Annotated in this window: 21 protein-coding genes and 1 tRNA gene; 8 read left to right on the forward strand and 14 right to left on the reverse strand. The window is 54.5% G+C overall.

The features are described 5' to 3' along the window. Nucleotides 1–206: 206 nt before the first annotated feature. The 11 genes from Q399_RS0116825 to Q399_RS0116875 all read right to left on the reverse strand — a co-directional run bounded on the left by Q399_RS0116825 (nucleotide 207) and on the right by Q399_RS0116875 (nucleotide 9944). Nucleotides 207–980, reverse strand: a complete 774-nt coding sequence (locus Q399_RS0116825; protein WP_031570526.1) for an EAL domain-containing protein — start codon at nucleotides 978–980, stop codon at nucleotides 207–209. Then, entirely contained in the window at nucleotides 910–2346 is a 1437-nt protein-coding gene (locus Q399_RS0116830; protein WP_051686096.1) for a cation:proton antiporter, read from the reverse strand. The genes Q399_RS0116825 and Q399_RS0116830 overlap by 71 nt, the downstream gene beginning before the upstream one ends. A gap of 65 nt (nucleotides 2347–2411) precedes the next feature. Beyond that, a complete protein-coding gene (locus tag Q399_RS0116835) occupies nucleotides 2412–3209 on the reverse strand; it encodes a hypothetical protein (protein WP_031570530.1) in 798 nt (265 codons plus the stop codon). An 88-nt stretch (nucleotides 3210–3297) separates the two neighbouring features. Further along, nucleotides 3298–3371: transfer RNA gene (locus Q399_RS0116840), tRNA-Gly, on the reverse strand. A 279-nt stretch (nucleotides 3372–3650) separates the two neighbouring features. After that, nucleotides 3651–4118: a bacterioferritin gene (gene bfr / locus Q399_RS0116845; RefSeq protein WP_031570533.1), complete on the reverse strand. Its 468-nt coding sequence runs from the start codon at nucleotides 4116–4118 to the stop codon at nucleotides 3651–3653. Nucleotides 4119–4123: 5 nt separating this feature from the next. Continuing rightward, nucleotides 4124–4597 (reverse strand): bacterioferritin, encoded by a 474-nt coding sequence (bfr, locus tag Q399_RS0116850; RefSeq protein WP_031570535.1) that lies wholly within the window; start codon nucleotides 4595–4597, stop codon nucleotides 4124–4126. A 227-nt stretch (nucleotides 4598–4824) separates the two neighbouring features. Beyond that, nucleotides 4825–5763, reverse strand: coding sequence for a hypothetical protein (locus Q399_RS0116855; protein WP_031570537.1), 939 nt, complete (start codon nucleotides 5761–5763; stop codon nucleotides 4825–4827). Beyond that, on the reverse strand, nucleotides 5760–6092 hold the full coding sequence (locus tag Q399_RS0116860) for a PadR family transcriptional regulator (protein ID WP_031570540.1): 333 nt from the start codon (nucleotides 6090–6092) through the stop codon (nucleotides 5760–5762). Before Q399_RS0116860 ends, Q399_RS0116855 begins: the two co-directional genes overlap by 4 nt. Before the next feature lie 247 nt (nucleotides 6093–6339). Further along, nucleotides 6340–6864 carry an SEL1-like repeat protein gene (locus Q399_RS21735; RefSeq protein WP_051686097.1) on the reverse strand — a complete coding sequence of 175 codons (525 nt, stop codon included), beginning with the start codon at nucleotides 6862–6864 and terminating at the stop codon, nucleotides 6340–6342. A gap of 88 nt (nucleotides 6865–6952) precedes the next feature. Continuing rightward, nucleotides 6953–8308, reverse strand: a complete 1356-nt coding sequence (locus Q399_RS0116870; protein ID WP_031570544.1) for a DUF1501 domain-containing protein — start codon at nucleotides 8306–8308, stop codon at nucleotides 6953–6955. 10 nt (nucleotides 8309–8318) lie between these two features. After that, the gene (locus Q399_RS0116875; protein ID WP_051686098.1) at nucleotides 8319–9944 is read right to left on the reverse strand and encodes a DUF1800 domain-containing protein; all 1626 of its coding nucleotides are present in this window, start codon (nucleotides 9942–9944) and stop codon (nucleotides 8319–8321) included. A gap of 186 nt (nucleotides 9945–10130) precedes the next feature. On the opposite strand from Q399_RS0116875, the gene Q399_RS0116885 reads away from it, so the two are divergent. Further along, nucleotides 10131–10844: a VC0807 family protein gene (locus Q399_RS0116885; protein ID WP_031570548.1), complete on the forward strand. Its 714-nt coding sequence runs from the start codon at nucleotides 10131–10133 to the stop codon at nucleotides 10842–10844. Here the strand turns inward: Q399_RS0116885 and Q399_RS0116890 are convergent. Continuing rightward, entirely contained in the window at nucleotides 10786–11559 is a 774-nt protein-coding gene (locus Q399_RS0116890; protein ID WP_031570550.1) for a substrate-binding periplasmic protein, read from the reverse strand. The two genes, Q399_RS0116885 and Q399_RS0116890, sit on opposite strands and share 59 nt — an antisense overlap. Before the next feature lie 75 nt (nucleotides 11560–11634). Further along, a complete protein-coding gene (locus Q399_RS0116895) occupies nucleotides 11635–12807 on the reverse strand; it encodes a cystathionine beta-lyase (RefSeq protein ID WP_031570552.1) in 1173 nt (390 codons plus the stop codon). 147 nt (nucleotides 12808–12954) lie between these two features. Here Q399_RS0116895 and Q399_RS0116900 point away from each other — a divergent pair, with 147 nt between their 5' ends. The 7 genes from Q399_RS0116900 (at nucleotide 12955) to Q399_RS0116930 (ending at nucleotide 20513) form a co-directional block, all read left to right on the forward strand. Beyond that, nucleotides 12955–14016 carry an ABC transporter substrate-binding protein gene (locus tag Q399_RS0116900; RefSeq protein ID WP_031570554.1) on the forward strand — a complete coding sequence of 354 codons (1062 nt, stop codon included), beginning with the start codon at nucleotides 12955–12957 and terminating at the stop codon, nucleotides 14014–14016. A gap of 91 nt (nucleotides 14017–14107) precedes the next feature. Beyond that, nucleotides 14108–15601: a 4-hydroxy-3-polyprenylbenzoate decarboxylase gene (gene ubiD, locus Q399_RS0116905; protein ID WP_031570555.1), complete on the forward strand. Its 1494-nt coding sequence runs from the start codon at nucleotides 14108–14110 to the stop codon at nucleotides 15599–15601. Beyond that, a complete protein-coding gene (locus Q399_RS0116910) occupies nucleotides 15601–15888 on the forward strand; it encodes a 2Fe-2S iron-sulfur cluster-binding protein (RefSeq protein WP_031570557.1) in 288 nt (95 codons plus the stop codon). Before ubiD ends, Q399_RS0116910 begins: the two co-directional genes overlap by 1 nt. Nucleotides 15889–15909: 21 nt before the next feature. Next, a complete protein-coding gene (fre, locus tag Q399_RS0116915; RefSeq protein WP_051686099.1) occupies nucleotides 15910–16632 on the forward strand; it encodes an NAD(P)H-flavin reductase in 723 nt (240 codons plus the stop codon). A 9-nt stretch (nucleotides 16633–16641) separates the two neighbouring features. Further along, nucleotides 16642–17871 carry a DUF3142 domain-containing protein gene (locus Q399_RS0116920; RefSeq protein ID WP_051686100.1) on the forward strand — a complete coding sequence of 410 codons (1230 nt, stop codon included), beginning with the start codon at nucleotides 16642–16644 and terminating at the stop codon, nucleotides 17869–17871. Nucleotides 17872–17881: 10 nt separating this feature from the next. After that, nucleotides 17882–20044, forward strand: a complete 2163-nt coding sequence (locus Q399_RS0116925; protein ID WP_037046568.1) for a hypothetical protein — start codon at nucleotides 17882–17884, stop codon at nucleotides 20042–20044. 61 nt (nucleotides 20045–20105) lie between these two features. Further along, complete coding sequence (locus Q399_RS0116930; RefSeq protein WP_031570566.1) at nucleotides 20106–20513, forward strand: acyl-CoA thioesterase; 408 nt, start codon at nucleotides 20106–20108, stop codon at nucleotides 20511–20513. Between the two features lie 32 nt (nucleotides 20514–20545). On the opposite strand, the gene Q399_RS0116935 is transcribed toward Q399_RS0116930, so the two are convergent. Next, nucleotides 20546–21490, reverse strand: a complete 945-nt coding sequence (locus tag Q399_RS0116935) for a LytR/AlgR family response regulator transcription factor (protein ID WP_245612904.1) — start codon at nucleotides 21488–21490, stop codon at nucleotides 20546–20548. Nucleotide 21491 lies beyond the last annotated feature (1 nt).

Here is a 21491-nt window from a genome sequence, read left to right on the forward strand (position 1 = left end):
CCCACTCTCCTCGTTGCATTGCCTGCCTTCTTGCCGCGGCGCGACGCTTTGGCGTTTTTTTCTGCAGTTTCATCTCACCCTAACCCGATTTTTGTTGGTACTCAACACTGACAGATTACAAAATCAGCAACAAAATGGACTTTTAGGTGTTTAGATGGCTTCATGGAAAGATGTTCGATAGCAAATAACAAACAGCACTGACCGGCTTATTGTTTCCAGCAGCTCAGCTCCGCCTCGCTTTGCAGCTGTTCCAGCTGGGGTCTGGCGAAGAAATAGCCCTGAAACCAGTCGATGCCCTGTGCCGTCAGGTAAGCCAGCTCAGCGGCCGTTTCAACCCCTTCTGCCAGCACTTTGCAGCCAAGCAGCGTACATTGTGTGAGGATCTGCTGCAATCTTTGTTGCTTTTCAATGGATTGATCAATATCCCGGATCAGTGCCATGTCCAGTTTCAGCACCCGGGGTTTGAGCGAATGTAACCAGTCTTCATGGGCAAAACCGGCACCAAAATCATCGATGGCGGTGATAAAACCACGCTCGGCATAACTCTGGAAAATGTTCAGCAGATGGTTGTGACTGAGGATTTGTTCGCCTTCGGTCACTTCAAACATGATATTGCGGATATCAAAGCCATATAAATCAGCGGCTTCAATAGTGGCGCGGATACAGGTTTCCGGGTTATACACCGCATTGGGCATAAAATTGATGCTGAGCAGTTTGTTGAGGCCAAGCCTTGTCGCAGTTTCAATGGCTTTGACCCGGCAGGCTTGATCAAAATAATATTTGTTGGCATCTGTGACTCTGGACAGCACCACACCTGCACCTTCGCCCTGCGCGCCGCGCACTAAGGCTTCATAACCAACAATCGACTGACTGGACCATTCGATAATCGGCTGAAACGCCATCCGAAGTTCAAACCCCAGATCGGCGCCACTTAAACAGTCGCGACAGCTTTGTTGTTTTATTTGTGGGGGGAACTGCATCGGTACGGGCTCCGGCAATCAGATCGGTATCTGTGATAATAGCAGGAACATCAGCAGGTTGAATATCAGCTAATCCTGATACGTGGCCCCGCCAACGCATTTGCACCAGCGGGCCTGGCACCGACCAGTTGTCGGACTGGCTTAAACTCACCGGTGCAACCGGTTGCTCGTCATGCGCCTGGCCTGCTTCGCCGGCAAACCTGAAGGCAAATGCGGCCAGCGGTGGGCCAATAGTTTCAAACAAAGTCACGGCACCCAGCACCACGGCACTGATCACCGCCGCATGCTCAGCGCTCAGACCACTGCTGGTTTGTGCCAGACCAATGGCCAGCCCGGCCATAGGTACCAGTAACATGCCGGTGCTGGCACTGGCCCGCGCGCTTTGACGCTGCACAGTGCCTGCCAGCCAAAGCATCAAAACTTTCACCATTGAGCGCACCAGCACCAGCGACACAATCACCAGGCCATATTGCCACAACGCACTGAGCTGCAATTTGGCGCCGGCAAACACAAACAACACAATAAAAAACAGCTCAAAGGCGGCGCCAAAATTCAGCTCCGACACTAAAGGGCCGCGTTCCAGACTACGCACTGTGATACCGACCAGCAAAGGTGCAAACAGCGCCGACAACTGCAGTTGCTGCGCCAGCGCTAAGGTCAGCATCAGGCTGCCAATCACCAGCGCCATTTTGTATTGCGCGGCGGTGTGGGTGCGTTGACACAAAAAATGCAGCAATACGCCAATCAAGACGCCCAGACAGGCCGAGCCCAACAGTAAATACAGCGGCTGCAAAATCACCTGACCCAATCCGGCTTGCTGATCGAGCAATAACGCAGGAATGACTGCGGCAAACACCAGAAAAGACCAGCAATTATTCAGTGCGACTAAGGTTTTTGCCGTTTCAGTGACCGGGCCTTTGGCGCCGGTTTCATGCGCGACGTGCAGCAGTACCGCCGGTGATGAGGAAATCAGAATGGCGCTGATCAGCGCCGCCAACACCGGGCTAAAGTTCAGCCAATGCAACACAAAAAAACAAGCCACAAAAGTGACACTGGCTTCAGCGAGCGAAGTCAACACCAGCGCCTTGTGCTGACGGATAAAACGTAAATCCAGTGAAGTACCAAGCCGGTATAAAATCAGCGCCAGCGCAATATCGACCAGAATGCGTGCATCCGCCAGCGTGTGTTTGTCCAATAATCCCAGTCCACTGGGACCAATCAGGAACCCTACCGCCATAAAGCCGGTGATACTCGGGATCCAGCGCGTCAGGTGCGCCAGATAGCCACCCAGGGCACCCACCAGCAACAACAAAGCAAATGCCAGTAAAGGACTGAATGTCAGCGCAGTGGCCGGTAAGAAATCCATCGATACACTCCGTAACGGCGAGAAAAGTAAGACTAAGTTTGATGAATTAGTTCAGCGACAACGCGTTAACGCGGGCAAAAACTCAGTTGAAATGCCGGTTCTTCGCCAAATTGCCAGCGAATATGCCTGCCAAACGGCAATTCCAGTACCCCGGCGAATGAGCCGGTGATGATGACCTGCCCTGCGGTTAACGGCACACCTTGTGCGCGCAGAAAATTCACCAGCCAGGGTAGAGGCGCCCGTGGATTGTCATTCGGATGCCGGGCGGCGTGCGTCATTGTCTGCTGGTCAGCATGCGTCAAAGTCAGGGTAAAACTGGCCTGTTCCGGCCCGTTGAGTAAAGGCCCCAGCCAAAGCCCCTGATTAAATAAACCATCCGCCAGCTGGTCCGGATACTGCGCGCCGGAATCGGCCTGGAAGCGGCTTTGGATCAGCTCCAGCGCCAGATGCGGCTTGCCAAGCAAGGCAAAGACTTCAGCATCGCTTAAGCGGTCTTTGCCTGGCGCTACATCAAGCAGCAGTGGATAAGCATATTCAGGCTCAACCCGTGCCAGCCCTTGTGCCGATGGCCAAACCGCACAGCTTAAGCCTTGCTGCAATTCGTTTTGATACAAAGGCCCCAGCACAATTTTCAGCTGGCCATTGGCATCCTGCGACGGTACACCACACTTCCAGCCGATCACTTTGCTGTATTGCTGCGCAACCTGCAGTTGCACCGCTAACGCATCCGCCAGCAGCAATGGCCGGTGTTGCTCTGCTAACAGATCGCCAGACTGGCCCTGCGTGCGTCTGTGCATCAATTGTTGTGCAGCGGCGTTGATTTGCTCCGCAGTAAAAGTCCGGGTGAAACAGGATTCAGTCATCAGCAGAAGCTCCGCAAATCAGAAAAGGCAGCATTAAGAACAGACACTATAACGACGGAACAAAAAACAGAACAAGGCTTGTGAAGCGTGGAGCGGGCGATGGGAATCGAACCCACGGCACCAGCTTGGGAAGCTGGGGTATTACCATTATACGACGCCCGCTTTTTCGGAAAGCGGCAGCAGTGTGGCAAAAATGCCGGCGCAGTTCAAGCGCTTGCGCGAGGCACTGTATCCGGCAAGGCGCAAGCGGTGATAATTTCAACAATCTGTGCAATGGCATGCACCGGACAGGTTGCTTGATGAGGGAAATCTTTAGAACTGCGGTCTAGCTGTCGCGGCAGCGCTTTTTGTTAGTAAAAAAAGGCCGGGAATTCCCGGCCTATGAAACGTTGCCTGCCTGTTATTGTCTGGCAAAGCCAGCGGTTAAATCGCTTTTAATGCTTAAAGTTGTGATTGCAGATAATTCGGTAAACCAAACAGTTTGATCTGCCGCAGTTGCTGTTCCAGCCAGTGCGCATGATCGTTTTCGGTGTCATCCAGCAGTTTTTGCAACATAGCGCGGGTGACATAATCCTGCTGCTGCTCACATAACGCCATAGTTTGCTTCAGTAATTTGCCCACGCTGTATTCAACGTTCAAATCGTTCTGCAACATAGACGGCACGTCAGAGCCAATCTGCAGCGCATCGCGTTTGCTCATGTCCGGTGTGCCTTCGAGGAATAGAATCCGCTCGATAATCGCAGATGCATGGGCTTTTTCGTCAGTGACTTCGTGGTCGATACGCTCGTATAACTTGTGCAGGCCCCAGTCCAGATACATGCGCGAATGGATAAAATACTGGTCCATCGCACTCAGTTCGTTGGCCAGCAGCACGTTCAGTGCATCAATAATTGCTTGTTTGCCTTGCATGCTGCTTACTCCCCGCTCACTTTACTTTGCAGATAATTTTCGATGCCCATCGCACTAATCTGATACTGCTGTGCATTGATCCAATCGATATGTTCTTCTTCGTGTTCCAGAATTTCCTGCAGCATTTCGCGGCTGACGTAATCCTGTTTTTGCTCGCACAGCGCAATGGCGTTTTTCAGCAGCGGCAGCTGTTCCAGTTCAAACTCCAGATCACATTGCAACATTTCGGCGGTGTCTTCACCGATGCGTAAGCGGCCAAGCGCCTGCAGATTGGGCAAACCTTCGAGGAACAAAATGCGTTCAATCAGCTCGTCGGCTTGTTTCATGTCGCGGATAGATTTTTTATAACAGACGTTATTCAGGTCGTGCAGGCCCCAGTTTTTGTAGATGCGGGCGTGGAGGAAATATTGGTTAATCGACGTCAGTTCAGACGTCAGCACCTCATTGAGGATACTCAGTACAGCGGCATCACCTTGCATCGCCGGGCTCCTTTTTTTACCAATACTGGTAGTGAAACAGGGAAATTGTTGAGGATTGTAGTCGGATTTACGGCGGGGGTCGAGTTTTAGATTTCAAAAAACATCAATTAAATCATACACATGCAATTGAGAATGCTTCGCTTTAATGCCAGAGTTCTTGTTGAAAAAACAATCACTACAAAATCATTTACTTAGGCTGTGGCAATTGCCACAGCCTGGATAGATTTTTACAGCCGCCGCAGTTGCCGATATTCAGCTATGGCCAGAACCAGTAGCACGGCAGCTGTCGCCAGCAAGATGTAAGAGATGCTGCCGGCAGCATGCGTCCAGAACAGCCGTGCGCCGTCGCTGAGTTGCTGCGGTTCAGTAAATACACCACCTTTTATTGCCATCGCGGCAAAAATCAGGGCAAATACCAGATGATCAAGGATGTAACACCACTTACTCCAACGCTGCCAGCTGAGCTGGGTCAGCCGGTACAGCGCAAAGGCTGCTGACAAGGCCGCAAAAAAAGTCAGCAGATAACGCCAATACTCCATGCCTTCGGCAAGCCGCACCGGCAGATGTTGTTGTGCTTCAACCGACAACCACAAGGGTGTCCATAACAACAGCAATAAAAACAACGCACTGGTTAAGTCGGTGATACTGTCAGACAGCTTCATCCGCGCCAGCGGATAACGCGGCAGCCGGGCCGGATGCCACTGCCGTTGCCGCCACTCCTTGGTCCAGCCGGCCTGGCCTGCGCCATAAAACACTGCGGTCACCAGCAATAACAGCGTGGCAAAATTGTCGATAAAACTGAAGCCTAACTGCAGCAGCAGGCGTACCGGATTGATGGAGTCTGCCAGCACTAAACCGCCCAGACTCTTCAGCAATGCAATCACCGCCATCAGCGCGGCACCATGCCACAGCACCGTTTTGTACAGCGGCATATCTTCGCTGGCGATCAGCGGCGCACCTGGAGCAAATCGCTGCGCGACTTCTATCGGATGGCCTTGTTGTAACAGCAGCTGGCTGAGCTGGTTATCATCGAGCGGCCCGTCCTGCTGCTGCGCTTCAATCTGGTCAAGCAGGTTTGCTCTGAGTTCGCGGACAATGTCGTGCTGCTTGTCCGCCGGCAGTTCAGCTGCGACTGCAGCCAGATAACGTTCGAGTAATTCCATCATTGTTGCTCCAGTAAAGTCGCCAGACTGCCGTTTAATTGCTGCCACTCTGCGCTCAGTTGCGCCAGCACTTCGGCACCAGTGGCCGAGAGCTGGTAATAACGCCGCTCGCGGCCTTCGGCCATTTGCCACTGACTATCCAGCAAACCTTGCTCTGCCAGCCGGCGCACCAGCGGATACAAAGTGCCCTCGTCAATATCAATGCCGTTGTCATTCAGCTGCTTACGCAGTGAATAACCGTATTGCGGCGTGCGGCTGGATGCCAGCACCGCCAGCACTAACACGCCCCGGCGCAATTCCAGCCGGAGTTTGTCGAGCCTGTCATCATTCATCTTCAGTTCCTGCAATCCGTGGTGCTGATACTGTGCATCACATACTGTGCGATACACAGCCTTATACTATGCACCGTACAGTATAAAAGCAAGCTATTGGCTAAAAATTATTCGCTGCGAGACTGAATACCGGACTGAGGCTACAGGCTGAAGGCCATACGAACTGTTGAAACATGGGTCTGACGCCATCAATTTCTGGCACAAAAAAAGGCGCCACCGGCGCCTTTTTAAGATTTAAATCAGAAGCTTAACTGTTTGGGTATTTCACTACAGTGACGCGCTGCGCACCGTCGCGGATCTTGGTGCAGACGTGGTAACGCTTGTTCGAACCCATCACTGCCGCTTCATTGCGGCAGGACATTTTTTGCGCCTGCACGCCATACAGCTCGATGCGTTTTTTCACTAAATCATTCAGCATGGCTTTTTGATCATCCGGTAATTTCGCCGTGATGTTGTCATAAGTCCGTTGCCATTCAGCCGTGCGCTGTTCCAACGCAGTGCCAATCCAAATCAGGCCTTCAGTCGGGTTGGCTTCAGTGCCGATGCCTGACAGATAAAAAGTGCCGACCATATACTGGGCCAGCTTTTCACCATATTTGGCATATTCCAGTAACACCGGGAAGGCTTTGCCTTTATCCGAGTGCTTGGTCTGCCGCAACGCCAGTTCGTATTTATTGGTGTATTCGAAATCCTTCATCACCACTTCTTCCGGTGCAGAGGCAAACACCTGGCTACTGAGCAGCACTGCGGTCAATGTCATCAGCATTTTCATCGGGAACTCCTTTTATTCAATATTGCAGCGAGTCTCCCTGAGTCGTCGGTTTTGTGCAACGGCTAATTCTTTACAAATTATTTCCATCTCAGGATTTAAACAACGACAAGGCCCCCGAATCGAAATGACTCAGCTCCGGCAATAACAGTTGCTGCGCAGTCTGGTCTGCGCCAAACCATCCTGCCAGACTGCCAAACAGCTGACTGTTGGACAACGCCGGGATCAACCGGCCTGCGCCCATATCAACCGGACTGCCGAGTCGCTGCGGCAATAACTGCCCGTACAAGTCCCCACCATTGACTGCCCCGCCTAACACCAGCTGATTCCCCGCCCAGCCGTGGTCGGTGCCGTCACCATTGGAACTCAGGGTACGGCCAAAGTCCGACATGGTGAAACTGGTCACCTGCTCTGACAGCCCAAGCTCCACTGTCGCCCGATAAAAACTACTGAGCGCCTCGGCCACTGTACCGAGCAACGCGGGCTGCACCGAATTTTGCGCATCATGGGTATCAAAGCCGCCAATGCCGACAAAAAATACCTGACGACCAACACCCAGCAGAGACTGCACGCTGATCATTTTCGCTACCATCTGCAACTGCAACGCCAGCGGATTGGCGTTGTTAAACTCAGTTTGTAACACCGGCGCCTGCGACAGCGCCGTGGCAACAATGGCGCTGCGACTTTGCGCCTGACTGTGCGACAAAGCAAATTGATCGGCCAGCGGATGTTGCTGCGCACTGAATAAGCGGCTTTGCATATCCCGCAACATAGCAGCCCTTTTGCCGCTGCCCTTTAACGCGGTGAGCTCCGGTACGCCAGCGGCCGACATGCCAAATGGACTGAGTGCGGCCCCACGCTGCCAAAGGTTAGTCCCGGCCAGACTGATACAACTGCTGAAATCCGGTACGTCGTACATCAACTCTAATAACCGTGCACCCCAGCCGCTGTCGGGACTGTGCGGGTCCTGCCCGCGCATCCAGGTGGCCTGCTGGTCGTTATGTGAAAACAAATTTTTCGGCAGCAATGCTTTACCTGCCTGGACTTCGCTCAGCGTTGTCGGCCGGACCAAAGACCCCACGCCGCCCACCAGCGCCAGAGCGCCGCTGTGGAACAGCGGCTCAAGCCCAACCAGCGCCGGATGCAACCCCAAACCATCAGCGATGGCTGTGCGGGGTGTCAGCGCTATCGGGTCCGTCACCGCCAAACTTTGCCGCGCCGCCTGATAATCCAATAAACTCTGGCCTGACAGCGGCAGTAACATATTCAGCGAATCGTTGCCGCCATATAAAAACACGCAAACCAGCGCTTTATAGCCTTCGGGCACCGCACGCCCGGCGGCCAGTGCCCGCGGCAACAGCCCTAATTGCAGGCTACTGAGCGTAGCCAGGCCCAAACTGCCCTTCAGTGCCAATTTTAACCATTCACGACGTGCAAGATGACGCATGGCACCCTCCTTACTGCTGCACCGCATACTGCGGTGAAATCAAAATGAAATACCACAGGTAAGCCGCTTTCTGCGCCGGTGTGATGTTGCCAAGTCCGCTCGCCAGGTCAGTTAAGATCAGCCGCAGTTCTGCTGGCATGGCGCCGCCAAAAGCCAGCAGACCGAATTGATCTAACAGCACGTTCAGTCCTTGATGCTGCAACACATCGGCAAACGGCTGAAACCGCGCCAGCATCTGGAATTGGCTCGGATTGGCGACCAGACCTTCGATACTGCCAACCGTTTGACTATACAAATGATTTTGCATATTCAGTGCGTTGGACGCTGTGAGCATCTGCAGTTCAGGCGCCACCAGTCCGGCTTGTTGCAAGCTGGCAGACGGGCTGAAATCCGGTCGGTAGAAATTAAATACCGACGGGCTTTGCAGCGGTGCCTGATTGTGGCTGTCGGCCAGCGTGCGCAGATAGATATGGCCAGACGGTGAAGCGGATTGCGTGACGCGCCAGCTGTGCGCCGTTTTCAGCAATGGCTCGCGGATTTTGCCGAATGGCCGCGCCACGCCGGCAAAACCACTACGGGCTTCTTCGTCCAATAGAATGGCTTTGACCACGGCCGCTAAATCGCCGCGCACACCCTGACCATTGTCGATAAATACCTGTGTCACCCGGCCCACATAAGCCGGCGATGGATTGCTGGTGACCAGCTTTTGGATCAGTTGCTGGCTGATGAAAGGCGGCAGACTCGGTTCGGCAAACAATAAATCCAGCGCTTGTTGCAGATCCTGTTGCGGTGTCTGACCGGCTGGCAACACCACGCCATTGAGCAGGCGTTTTTCCCCCGGTTCATGATAAGCAGCAAAGGGGATCATGGGTCGCAGATAATCGGCTTTGGGCTTGAGAAAGTTGGTCGTGCCGGCGCTGGTCCAGCCGGTAAAGACCCGGGCAAAACCTTCAATCGCTTGCTGGTCGTAGGTTGGAATGGGATTGTCCGCCGCATCGAGCTTTTTACTGCCATCCGGATTGAGCTGATACAGGCCAATGGTAAATAACTGCATCAGTTCGCGCGCATAATTTTCATCAGGCCGGATGTTGTTTGCCACATCGGCTTTTTGATTGCCCAAATGACTCAGATAGACGCCCATCACTGGCGATAACGTTACCTGTTGCAGTAGTTCGCGATAATTACCAAAACTATGTGCCAGCAACAGATCGTAATAATTGGCCAGCGCTATCACTCTGTTGTTGAGGCCATTGCCCTGATCCGACACCACCAGAATTTCCGATAAAGCAAAAGCCACCCGTTGGCGCAGCTGGTCCGGCGCGGTCAGCGCGATGCGCCACCAGGTTTCGAGCCGGCTGAGCGGTACTGGTGTTTTTTGCTCAGGCAAAGTTTCAATTTTGTCGGCATGAGTGGTTGCCGGCATGCTCAGCTGCCAGTCGATCCACTGCTCTGCCGTGAATTGCCCGGCAGCCTGAATGTCACTGAGAGTCGGGCCAAAACTGGCCTGCTGTAACAACCGGGCCGCTTCGGCGGCATTTAACTTTTCAGCGGCGGTTGCGTCGACCGGCAGGTACAGCAACTGCAGCGATAACGCACAAATCACCAGCCGTTTTGGCAAAGTTCTGACAACCAACATTTGGGCTACTCCGGTATATCAGTGAGGTCTGAATAAGGGTAGACCCTAGGGCAGAATTCACCGAGCAGGCCCAGGTAAAGGTCTGGTAAAGATTCGGTCAACTGCATATAAGCTGACTCTGCCGCTGGGCGTTTTGCCGGCTTTGTGATAAAACAGGCCATCTCAGTAGTTCCGGATCTGATTGCGATGTCACAACACACCCAAACCGCCCCACAACCACAAACAGCCGGTAATTTATTCGCCAATCTGGCGTTTAATATTGTTATCCCGGTGCTGATCCTGAGCAAACTCAGCACTGACGATTATCTGGGGCCGGTCTGGGGCCTGGTCGCCGCACTGGCCTTTCCGATTGGCTTTGGTCTGTGGGAACTGAAACAATCCGGCAAACTGAATTTTTTCTCGATTGTCGGCATTATCAGTGTGTTGCTGACCGGTGGCATGAGCCTGTTACAGCTGGACCCGAAATACATTGCGATCAAAGAAGCCGCAGTTCCGGGGCTGATTGGTTTGCTGATTTTAATCAGTGGCCGCACCCGCTTCCCGCTGGTCAAAACCATTCTGGAAAATATGCAGTTGCTGAATCTGGTGCTGCTGAAAGAGAAGCTCAGCAGCAATGGCACTGAACAGCAGTTTGAGCACACGTTGGATCAGGCCACCCGTATCATTGCCGGCTCGTTTTTTCTGTCGTCGGTGCTGAATTATCTGCTGGCCAAATGGCTGTTGGTCAGCCCGCCGGGCACGCCGGCATACAATGAAGAACTGGCCAATATGACGGCGCTGAGTTATCCGGTGATCGCGATTCCGTCCACGCTGATCATGATGGGCGCGATTTGGTATGTATTCAGTCGGATCCCAAAGTTGACGGGGCAATCGTTAGAGTCATTTTTCCACGAGCAGTAAGCTGCTGATTCAGTGCCATCACACAACGCTGCGGCACTGTGGCCTTACTCAGCATCAGGTGAATATCGGCTTCGTTGAGGAAAAACGGTAATACGGCAAACTGCGCGGCGTCAGAACGCGCTGCTAAATCCAGTTTGACCGCTTCGCTGTCAGCAATAGTGAAATCGGCGCGGCGGCCGGCCACCAAATCCAGCCGGCGTTCCGGTTCATACACCGCAAGGCTGCGTTGTTTTACCGCAGGTTGTTGCTTGATCTGCTCGAAGCTTTCGCCATAAAACCCTGCCGGATTATATGTGCCAATCAGTTTGCGCTGCGCCAGTGCCAGAAAAGCTTCACGCTGGCGTAATTCCGGATACAACGCCAATGTTTGCTGGTGGATTAATACGACATTGTATTCTTTGCGGTAAGCGTCACTGAACCAGGCAAATTCAGCCCGTTGCGGGGTGTAAGATGCAGCAAACAGCATATCAACCTGCCCTTGCTGCAACATTTGCATCGCGCGTTTCTCCGGCACAAACTGCAGTTGCAGCCGGCTGCTGACCTGGGACAGCAACTGACGGATCAGTTCAATGTCGCGGCCTTTTACCGTCTCGTCAGTTACTTCAACATAAGGCCGCCAGCTGGCGTTATAGGCCATGCGCAGCGCAGCCGGGCACTCGTCTGCAAACACACCAGGCCCGAACCAACAGCAAAACAATGGCCACCACAGACGCATCGGCACTTTCCTACAAGCTCAGAAAAATTGACTATAGCCCAATTTTTCTGCCGGTGATCGGGCGCGCTGCGAAGCTTAGCGAGCAGCCAACATCCTATCAAAAGCGGCAGCCAAATCCGCAATTAAATCTGCCGGGTCTTCCAGTCCGATATGCAGCCGGATCAAAGGCCCCTGATACGGCCAGGTGGTCACGCTACGCAAGGCCTGCACGTCCAGATTCGCCAGCACCAGGCTTTCATAACCGCCCCAGGAAAAGCCCATCTTAAAATGTTGCATGCCTTCGACAAAAGCTGTGACCGCCGCCAAATCGCCTTGTTTCAGCACGAAAGAAAACAGGCCATTACTGCCGGAGAAATCTCGTTTGAATAAATCATGACCGGGATGCCCGGGCAGTGCCGGATGCAAGATAGCCTCGACTTCTGGCCGCTGCGCCAGCCATTCAACGATCTGCAGCGTGTTGCGCTCATGTTGTGCCAACCGCACGCCCAATGTGCGCAACCCCCGCGCGGCCAGATAAACATCATCGGCCGAGGCACAATACCCCAGTAAATAACTGTGTTCGCGTAGCTGCGGCCAGTGTTTAGCGTTGGCGCTGGCAGTGCCGAGCATCACATCGGAATGGCCGCAAATGTATTTGGTCGCCGCCTGAATCGACACGTCCACGCCCATGGCAAAAGGCTGGCATAAAATCGGCGAGGCCCAGGTGTTATCGAGGATGGTGACAATATTATGCGCCTGCGCTACTGCGCAAATCGCCGGCACGTCCTGTACTTCCATCGTCAGCGAGCACGGCGATTCCAGATAAATTACCCGGGTATTAGGCCGGATTAATGCGGCAATCCCTGCGCCAATCAAAGGGTCGTAATAAGTGGTTTCAATGCCAAGCGGCTTTAACACTTTGTCGCACAAAGCGCGGGTGGGCTCGTAAGCCGCATCAACCATCAGCAGATGGTCACCGGTTTTGAGGAACGCTAATAAAGCACCGCTGATAGCGGCAGCGCCACTGGGATATAAAGCACAACCAGCACCGCCTTCCAAAGCGCAAACCGCGTCGCTGAAGGCAAAATGGGTTTGGGTGCCGCGCCGGCCATAATAAGGCACCTGCTCGCCGCGGTGTCTGACTGCGTGTTTCATCTCTGCCATGCTGTCGAATACCACAGTCGAGGCCCGCACCACCGGCACGTTGACACTGTAACCAGCCCATTTGCGCGCACGACCGGCATGCACAATCCGCGTTGCAACTTTCATTTTATCACCTTCAGACATCTGGATGGCTTATATTACGGGAAGGCCGGTCCGGTTGACCAGCACAATTGCTGTACCTACAAATTTGCCGGGCCTGTCGCCCTCAGCATACACTGAATATATTTTGCTGATCTGAACGAGAACCTCTGTATGCGCTGGTTGCTCTGCTGTTGCCTGCTGCCATTTTTTGCCTCAGCCCGGCCTTCGGTTCTGTTCGTCAATCCATCACTGATCTCTGACCCGTTTTTTATGCAGGTAGAAGCGGCAGCCCGCGTCGCGGCCGAACAGTTGGACCTGGATCTGACCATTATCAACGGCGACGCCAACCGGTTACTGCAGCAGCAAAAACTGACGGAGTACCTGCAAAAACACCAGCCGGACTATGCCATAGTGCAGCCCTATACCGGCGCCGGTGTACAACTGATGGAATTGCTGGCGAAATATCCGGTCAAAATTATCACGCTGGAACACATGTGGCAGCCGGAAGAAGTACCTAAGGTCGGCCGGCCCGGCGAACGCTACCCGAACTGGCTGGCAGAGCTGTATTTCGACAATGTGCAGGCCAGCCAGCAACTGACCATGGCCTTACAACAAGCCTGCCCCGACGCCGACCAGCTGATCGGTATTAACGGCATGATCAATTATGAAACTGACCGGCGCGCTGAAGGCGTCTATCAGGCGATGCGCCAGCGCGGTGGCACTGTGCATCAGCTGGTTATTGGCAAATGGGACCGAAAGCTCGCCGCCGAACAAAGCCGCCAGCTGCTGCGGCGTTATCCTGGTAGCCGGCTGATTTGGGCGGCGTCAGACTGGATGGCACTGGGCGTACTGGACACTCTCGGGCCGGCGACGGCCGGGCAATATTGTGTCGGCGGTTTTGACTGGATCCCGGAAGCGCAAAAAGCCATAGCGCAGGGCCAGTTAACCGCCTCAGCCGGCGGCCACTTTACGATGGCCGCGTTTGCGCTGGTGCTGATTTATGACCACGTGCACGGCAAATTACCCACGCCCTTCGCCGATGTGCCTTTGTTGCAGCTGGATATCCTGACCAGGCAGAATCTGCCGCAGTATCAGCCGTTGTTGCGGGCGGGCCAATGGCGCCATATTGATTTTCGCCGTTTCAGCCTGCAGCACAATCCGGCGCAGCAGCACTATAACTTTTCGGTTCAGGCTGCACTGAAACAGCTCAGCGCCCGTAATAAAAAGCGCTAATCACCAGGTCGCCTGCCGAGACTCCCTTGGCGGGCGCCGGCTTCACTGTATAATGCCGGTCCATTACCGGCACCTTTTCAGCAGGTCCTGAATGAAATACAAAGACTTACGAGACTTCATCGCACAACTGGAACAACGTGGCCTGTTACATCGCATCAGCGCCGAAATCGACCCGGTGCTGGAGATGACCGAAATCGCTGACCGCACGCTGCGTGCCGGTGGCCCTGCCTTATTATTCGAAAATCCCAAAGGGTACGACATTCCGGTGCTGGCGAATCTGTTTGGCACGCCGGAACGCGTCGCGCTCGGTATGGGTCAGACCGAAGTATCGGCGCTTAGAGAAGTCGGCAAATTACTGGCGTTTTTAAAAGAACCTGAGCCGCCAAAAGGCTTAAAAGATGCGTTCAGCAAGCTGCCGATTTTTAAGCAGGTGCTGAATATGTCACCAAAAGAAGTGCGTAAAGCGCCTTGTCAGCAAGTGGTGAAAAGCGGCGCTGACGTCGATTTAACCAAATTACCGGTGATGACCTGCTGGCCCGGCGACGCCGCGCCTTTGATCACCTGGGGTTTAACTGTCACCCGCGGCCCGCACAAAGAGCGGCAGAATCTGGGAATTTACCGTCAGCAGGTGCTGGGTAAAAACAAAGTCATTATGCGCTGGTTGTCACACCGTGGCGGCGCGCTGGACTTCCTCGAATGGCAAAAAGCCCATCCGGGCCAGCGTTTTCCGGTGTCTGTGGCCTTGGGTGCAGACCCGGCAACCATTTTAGGTGCCGTCACGCCGGTGCCGGATTCCTTGTCTGAATATGCTTTTGCCGGCCTGCTGCGTGGCGACAACACCGAAGTGGTCAAATGTATCAGCAATGATTTGCAGGTGCCGGCCAGCGCCGAGTTTGTACTGGAAGGTTATCTGGAGCCGGGTGAAATGGCACCGGAAGGCCCTTATGGCGACCACACTGGTTATTACAATGAAATCGATTCCTTCCCGGTGTTTACCGTCACCCACATCACGCACCGTGAACAACCGATTTACCACAGCACTTACACCGGCCGGCCACCGGATGAACCGGCGATTTTAGGCGTGGCGCTGAATGAAGTGTTTATTCCGCTGCTGCAAAAGCAATTTCCGGAAATTGTTGATTTTTATCTGCCGCCGGAAGGTTGTTCGTACCGTCTTGCTGTGGTTACGATGAAAAAACAGTACCCGGGCCACGCCAAACGCGTGATGATGGGCGTCTGGTCGTTTTTGCGTCAGTTCATGTACACCAAGTTTGTTATTGTCTGTGACGATGACATTAACGCCCGCGACTGGCAGGATGTGATTTGGGCCATCACCACCAGGATGGACCCGGCGCGTGACACTTTGCTTATCGAAAACACACCGATTGATTATCTGGATTTCGCCTCGCCGGTGTCGGGTCTTGGCTCTAAAATGGGCATGGACGCAACCAATAAATGGCCGGGCGAAACCACGCGCGAATGGGGCGAACCTATCGTGATGCGCGAAGATGTGAAGCAAAAAGTCGATGAAATGTGGGATTCGCTGGACATTCCACTACCGGTGCAACCACGGGGCTTATACTGATGGCAGACAGCAGGTTTTTAGTGCGGATTGAGCCATCCGGCGTCACTTTTACCGCCAGTCCGACGGAAACGCTGCTGGATGCCGCGTTAAGCGCCGGTATCGATTTTCCGCATCGCTGCCGCCAGGGGGTTTGCACCTCCTGCGTCTGCCGGTTAAAAAGTGGTGACGTGCGCTATGACGACCCGTCACCGCTCAGCCCCACTGATGTTGAACAAAAATTTGTATACGGCTGTCAGGCCTTTGCCGGCAGTGATCTGGTGTTACACCATCCATTTATCCGGCCCTGAGCCAACAGAGACGAAACCGCGATGTCAGAACAGTTCTCCCTCAACGCCAGCAATAAAGTGCTGGCTGATGTGGTCAGTATCGAAGCCTTAACCGCCGGCGTGCGCCGGGTGCGGTTAAAACCGCAGGAACCTGTGCATTATCTGCCTGGCCAGTATTTACAGATTTTTTTGTCCGACAGTGACAAAAGACCTTTTTCGATTGCCAGCGCACCCGGCGATGAATTTATCGAACTGCAGATTGGCGGTAATGTCACAGACGCTTACGCCAGTCAGGCGCTGACCCATTTGCAGGACAACGCAGCCGTGCTCATTCAGGTTGGCCTCGGTGAAGCCTATTTGCGCCCGGACAGCAGCCGGCCTGTGTTGTTACTGGCCGGCGGCACTGGCTTCTCCTACGTTTGCAGCATCGCCAAAGCCTTAGCACAGCAGCCGGACGGCCGCGCAGTGACGTTGTATTGGGGCCTGCGCAATGAATCGGCGCTGTATTATCAGCAAGAGTTGGCTGAGTTGCAGGAAATGCGCCCAGGCCTTGATCTCATCACCGTATTGCAGGAACCAACCGGCGACTGGTCAGGCCGCACCGGCCTGGTGCATGAAGCGCTGTTGGCAGATATTCCGTCGCTGGCAGGTTACGACATTTATATCGCCGGCCCATTCCCGATGGTCAAAGCGGTACGGGACGCTTTCCTCGCCGCCGGGGCTGAGCGCGGCCATATGTATGCCGACGCTTTTGCCTGGATTTAACCAGCCATTGTGAAGCGACTCGCCTGGCGACGTTGTTTAACATGGCTGCTGACTTGCCTGATAGCGGGTTGCACACCGCCCGCTGTTGTCCAGCCAACACCGGCTTTTGCCCAGCATGTTTATATCTGGCAGCGCGTCTGGCGACCGGCACATTCGCAAGCCCTGCAGCAAACCCAAGCTGATTTCTCTGCGCTGCGGGTATTCAGCCAGCAATTTCACTTGAGTACCACAGGCCCGGCCTGGACCATCGCAGCGCCCGACTGGGTCTTGTTGGCACAGGATCAACGTCCAATCACACTGGTGCTACGGCTGGATGGCCAGTTGTCGCAACTGCCAGACGCCGCTGTGGCCTGGCAGCAATTGCAACCGCAGCTCGACGCAGCGCAGCAAGCCGGGGTCACAGTTTCAGCCATCGAAATAGACTATGACGCCGCCCGCGCCGCTTTAGCGTCCTACCGCCTGTGGCTGCAAGCACTGCGTCAACAATTGCCCACGTCGTTGTCGCTACAGATCACCACGTTGCCGGACTGGCTCCAGTCTGAACATTATCCGGCGCTGTGCCAGGCCGCAGATCAGCTGACCTTACAACTGCATTCAGTGCTATCACCAGCCCAGGGTTTATTTGACAGCAGCAAAGCAAAACAATGGACACAGAACGCAGCGGCGACCACGCCCTGCCCGCTGTTTCTGGCGCTGCCGGCCTATCATTCGGCGCTCATTACTACCGCTGACGGCGGCCGCGTCGAAAGTGAAACCATGCTGCCTGTCGCAGGAGAGCGTCAGGCGTTGCTGAGCCGGCCTGAGGCGGTGGCCGATTTTTTGAGCTGGCTGCGAACTCAGTCTTTGCCACAGGTACAGGGGATTGTCTGGTTTCGTTTGCCGTTACCGGACGACCAGCGCAGCTGGCCGCTGCCAACCTTGCAGGCGCTGGTGCGCGGCGAAACGCTGGTTGCGACACTTCACACCGAACTGAAACCCGGGCAAGGCCGCTTTGATGTTGTACTTCGCAACACCGGCAATCTCAGTGCACTGCTGCCGGACAAACTCAGTTTTCGCGGTTTACAATGTTTAGGCGGCGACGCCATTGACGGCTATCAGTGGCAACAACAAGGCGGCGACTGGTGGTTGCAGCGCAAACAAACCACGGCAGACACCACACAAATAGCACCACAGCAAGCGCGAACTGTGGCCTGGATACGTTGTCAGCAGTTACATGTCTTCAGCTCACCGGCAGATTAAAGGGATTTTTATGACGTATTTTCGTTATTCAGCGTTGGCATCTGTTGTCCTGCTCAGTCTTGGCAGTACTCCGGCACTGAGCTGTGGGCCGGATTTTCCGTTGCAGTTACTGTCAGACCGCGGCACACACCTGCAAAACCTGCCAGAACCGGAATTCGCCGTGTTGGTGACGCAATTAGCCAGCCTGCCGACGTCCTGGCCTTTACCAGAAAAAACTTTCCAAAGCCAATATGACTATCAGGCCAACCGGCTGGTAAGCAGCACAGAGCAAGCTGAACAGCAGTTATTGCCAGCCGAACAGGCGAAGCTGATCGCCACCATGCGCCAACAAACCGATGCTGCTGCAGTATTAGCAGCAGGCAAAAATCTCAGCGACGAATTGCGTCTCTACACCGCTGGCGCTGTGATGTTCTCCAAAGACCCGAAAGCGGCTGCAGCGCTGTTTCAACAAGTGCTGGCTTTACCCACCACCGCGCAACAACAACGCCGCAGTTGGGCGCTCTATAGCCTGGCCAGACTGCAAGCTGACACTGCCCCCGACCAGGCCATCCAACTCTGGCAACAGTTGCGCGCGGAAGTAAGCAAGGGACTCGCCGATCCACTGCAACTGGCCGTCGCCAGCCTCGGCGAAGAAGCGCGGCTGTTATTGGCGCAGCAGCAGTGGCCGCAAGCCATTGGCTTGTATGCCACGCAGGCGCATTATGGTGCCTCGGGCTATGCGTCTTTGCTGCAACTCAGCCGCCAGCTGCTGGCCAAACCGGATGCAGAGCTACAACCTCTGTTGCAACAGCCCGCGGTCAGCCGCTTGCTGAGCATTTATCTGCTGACGCAGTTATCCGGGCTGCAATACAGCGCGCCGCAGCAGCTCACGCGATTGCTGCAGCTGCTACAACAAACTCCGGATATTCAGCTGGCTAATGCGCTGGAGTTGGCCGCGGTCAGTTACCAGCAAGGCCAATACGACAACGCGGCTGTGCTGCTCAAACAAGCCAGCGACAGCCCGCTGAAATGGTGGCTTAGTGCCAAACTGGCGCTACGCAGTAACGACTTAGCGGCCGCAGCTACCGCCTACGCCAAGGCCAGCAAGGCCTTCCCAACCACTTTGCCTGCGCCGGCCAAAGCACCTGAATTCCAATACGACGAAGCTTTTAGCCGCCAAATCAGCCGCAAACAACTACAGACGCAATGCCGCGTTGAAGCCGAAGCTGGCGTGTTGGCGCTGCAGCGTGGTGAGTATCTGCAGGCGCTGCGGCTGTTGTATCAGGCCGGCAGCGAATTCTGGCAGGACACCGCTTATATCGCCGAGCGCGTGCTGACCACAGCAGAGCTGCAGCAGTTTGTTGATACGGAAGTGCCGCAAGGACAGCCCAAGGCTGAAAGTCAGTGGTCATGGTTTGGCGATACCGAACCTAATACGTTACTCCGGCAGCTTCTGGCGCGCCGTCTGCTGCGTGAAGGCCAGACCGACACCGCACAGCGTTATTTTGTTGAGCCCCAGCTGCAACAGCTGGCCAGACAATATCAGCAGCTACAACAACAGAGCGATGCCAACGCACTGCAACACCAGCTGGAACGCATCGGTCTTTATCTGCAACTGGATTTCGGCCAGCTCGGGCGCGCCGACGCACTGTTTCAGCTGGCAACGCTAACCCGCCAACACGGCCTTGAACTGCTGGGTTATGAATTAGCACCGGATTATCAGGTGTTTTACGGCCAGTTTGAGTTTTATCAAACCGACACGCCGCCGCTGTGGCCAATCCCGGCGGCAGAACAACAGCGGCTGACGCAGACAGCACCCGAGCCGGATAAAAGGTTTCATTATCGTTATGTCGCGGCAGATCTCGCCGCGCAAAGCGCTGAACTCTGGCCGCAGAACAGCCAGGCTTATGCCGCCAGTTTATGTGCCGCGACAACCTGGCTGATCAACAGGGACCCGGAAGTGGCGCAGCAGTATTATCGCCAGTATCTGCAAAATGGTGCTTACGTGCCCTGGGGCGCTGACTTTGGCATTCGTTGCCCGGAGCCAGACGCAGTCAGCGCGGAAAAACGGCTGCAGACAAACTTCAAAGCCAGCTTGCCGCGCCAGCGTGATATGGCCTTAGGTGGAACAGCAGGGTTGTTGCTGGCAGCAGCTGGCTGGTGGGCGTTACGGCGGCGGCTGAAGTCAAATTGATTGCCGTCGCCCGGCATTTTCTGCACAATGCGCAAAAACAGGTCCAACCAGAGAGCAACCAATGCCACATCTGACCCAAATTAAAGTCCGCGGTTATCATTTAGATATTTATCAGCACGTTAACAACGCGCGGTACCTGGAGTTTTTAGAAGAAGCGCGCTGGGCTTATCTGGAAGATTGCGGTGACGTGGAGTATTTCACCAGCCAACGTCTGGCCTGGGTCATCGTGAATATCAATATTAATTACCGTAATGCCGCCACCAATGGCCAAACCTTACAAATCGCCACCCAATTTTCGAAAATCGGCGGCAAAAGCGCCGTGATCCATCAGGTGGTGACCGTTGCCGGCACTGACACTGTGGTGGCAGACGCTGACATTACTTTTGTTTGCCTCGATCAGCGCAGTGGCAAAGCCGTGGCCATTGAAGGTGAATTGCTGGCGCGGCTGAGTAAACATTTAACCGACTAAGCCACTTCTGCCAGGATACCGGTAGTTTTTGCTCAGCGTCCGGGCAATAACCCGGCGCGAAATTCATCTTTATAGCGGCGTGACAATGGAACTGTCACACCGCTGCTTAAGCGAATATCGCCGTCGCCGCTGGGTTCATAACTCAGCTCGGCGACAAATGCGTGATTGACGGCATAACTGCGATGCACCCGGCTAAAGCCCTGCTGAGCCAGCTGTTCAATCAGCTGGCTCAGCGTGCTACGTAACGGATAGATTCGGCCATGGCTGTGCAGATTCACGTAATTGCCGCAGGCTTCCAGATATTCGATAGTGCTCACGGCCAGTAAAAATTCTTTATCGAGTTTTTTCACCAGCAGGTGCTGCAAGGGTTTAGCTGTTGATTCTGCCGGGATTGCTGCTGGCGCCTCAGACGTAAACTCAGCGGTTTCAGTTTCAGCAACGGCCAGCATTGACGCTTCACCACGCAGACGCCGCCACACCATGGCGCACAGCTGGTAAGTCACCAGCAGATTCAGATAACCCCAGACATCCTTGCGGTATTCGTACCAAAGCTCCCGCGCCAGCGGGCCAAAATCATAGGACTGCCCTAACCAGCCATACACCAGTTCACGTTGTGCCACCATCAACGCGACATGGCCAAAACAAAACAAGGTGGAGACCACAAGATGCCAGAGACATTGCTGCAGCGGCTGGCTAAAGCGTAGCGGCTGGCGGTCAAAACTTAAAAACAACAGCGGAGCCAACACTAAAGTGCCTATTGCGCTGCTGATTTCCCATAACCAGGGTTCCCACCAGTCCAGTGTATTCAGCGGGTCGCGGCTGTGCTCCAGCCAGACGGTGTTGGCTTCAATACTGTTATTCAGCAAGATAAACACGGCATACACCAGCCAGGCGTACAGCAATGGCCGCCGGCTTAACGTCTCCACCCACCATTGCTGGTCGCGCCGCCGGGCTATCCCTTCAACAATGTTCGTCACA

Origin of the sequence: Rheinheimera texasensis DSM 17496 (genome assembly GCF_000711985.1) — a bacterium.
Lineage (GTDB): Bacteria > Pseudomonadota > Gammaproteobacteria > Enterobacterales > Alteromonadaceae > Pararheinheimera > Pararheinheimera texasensis.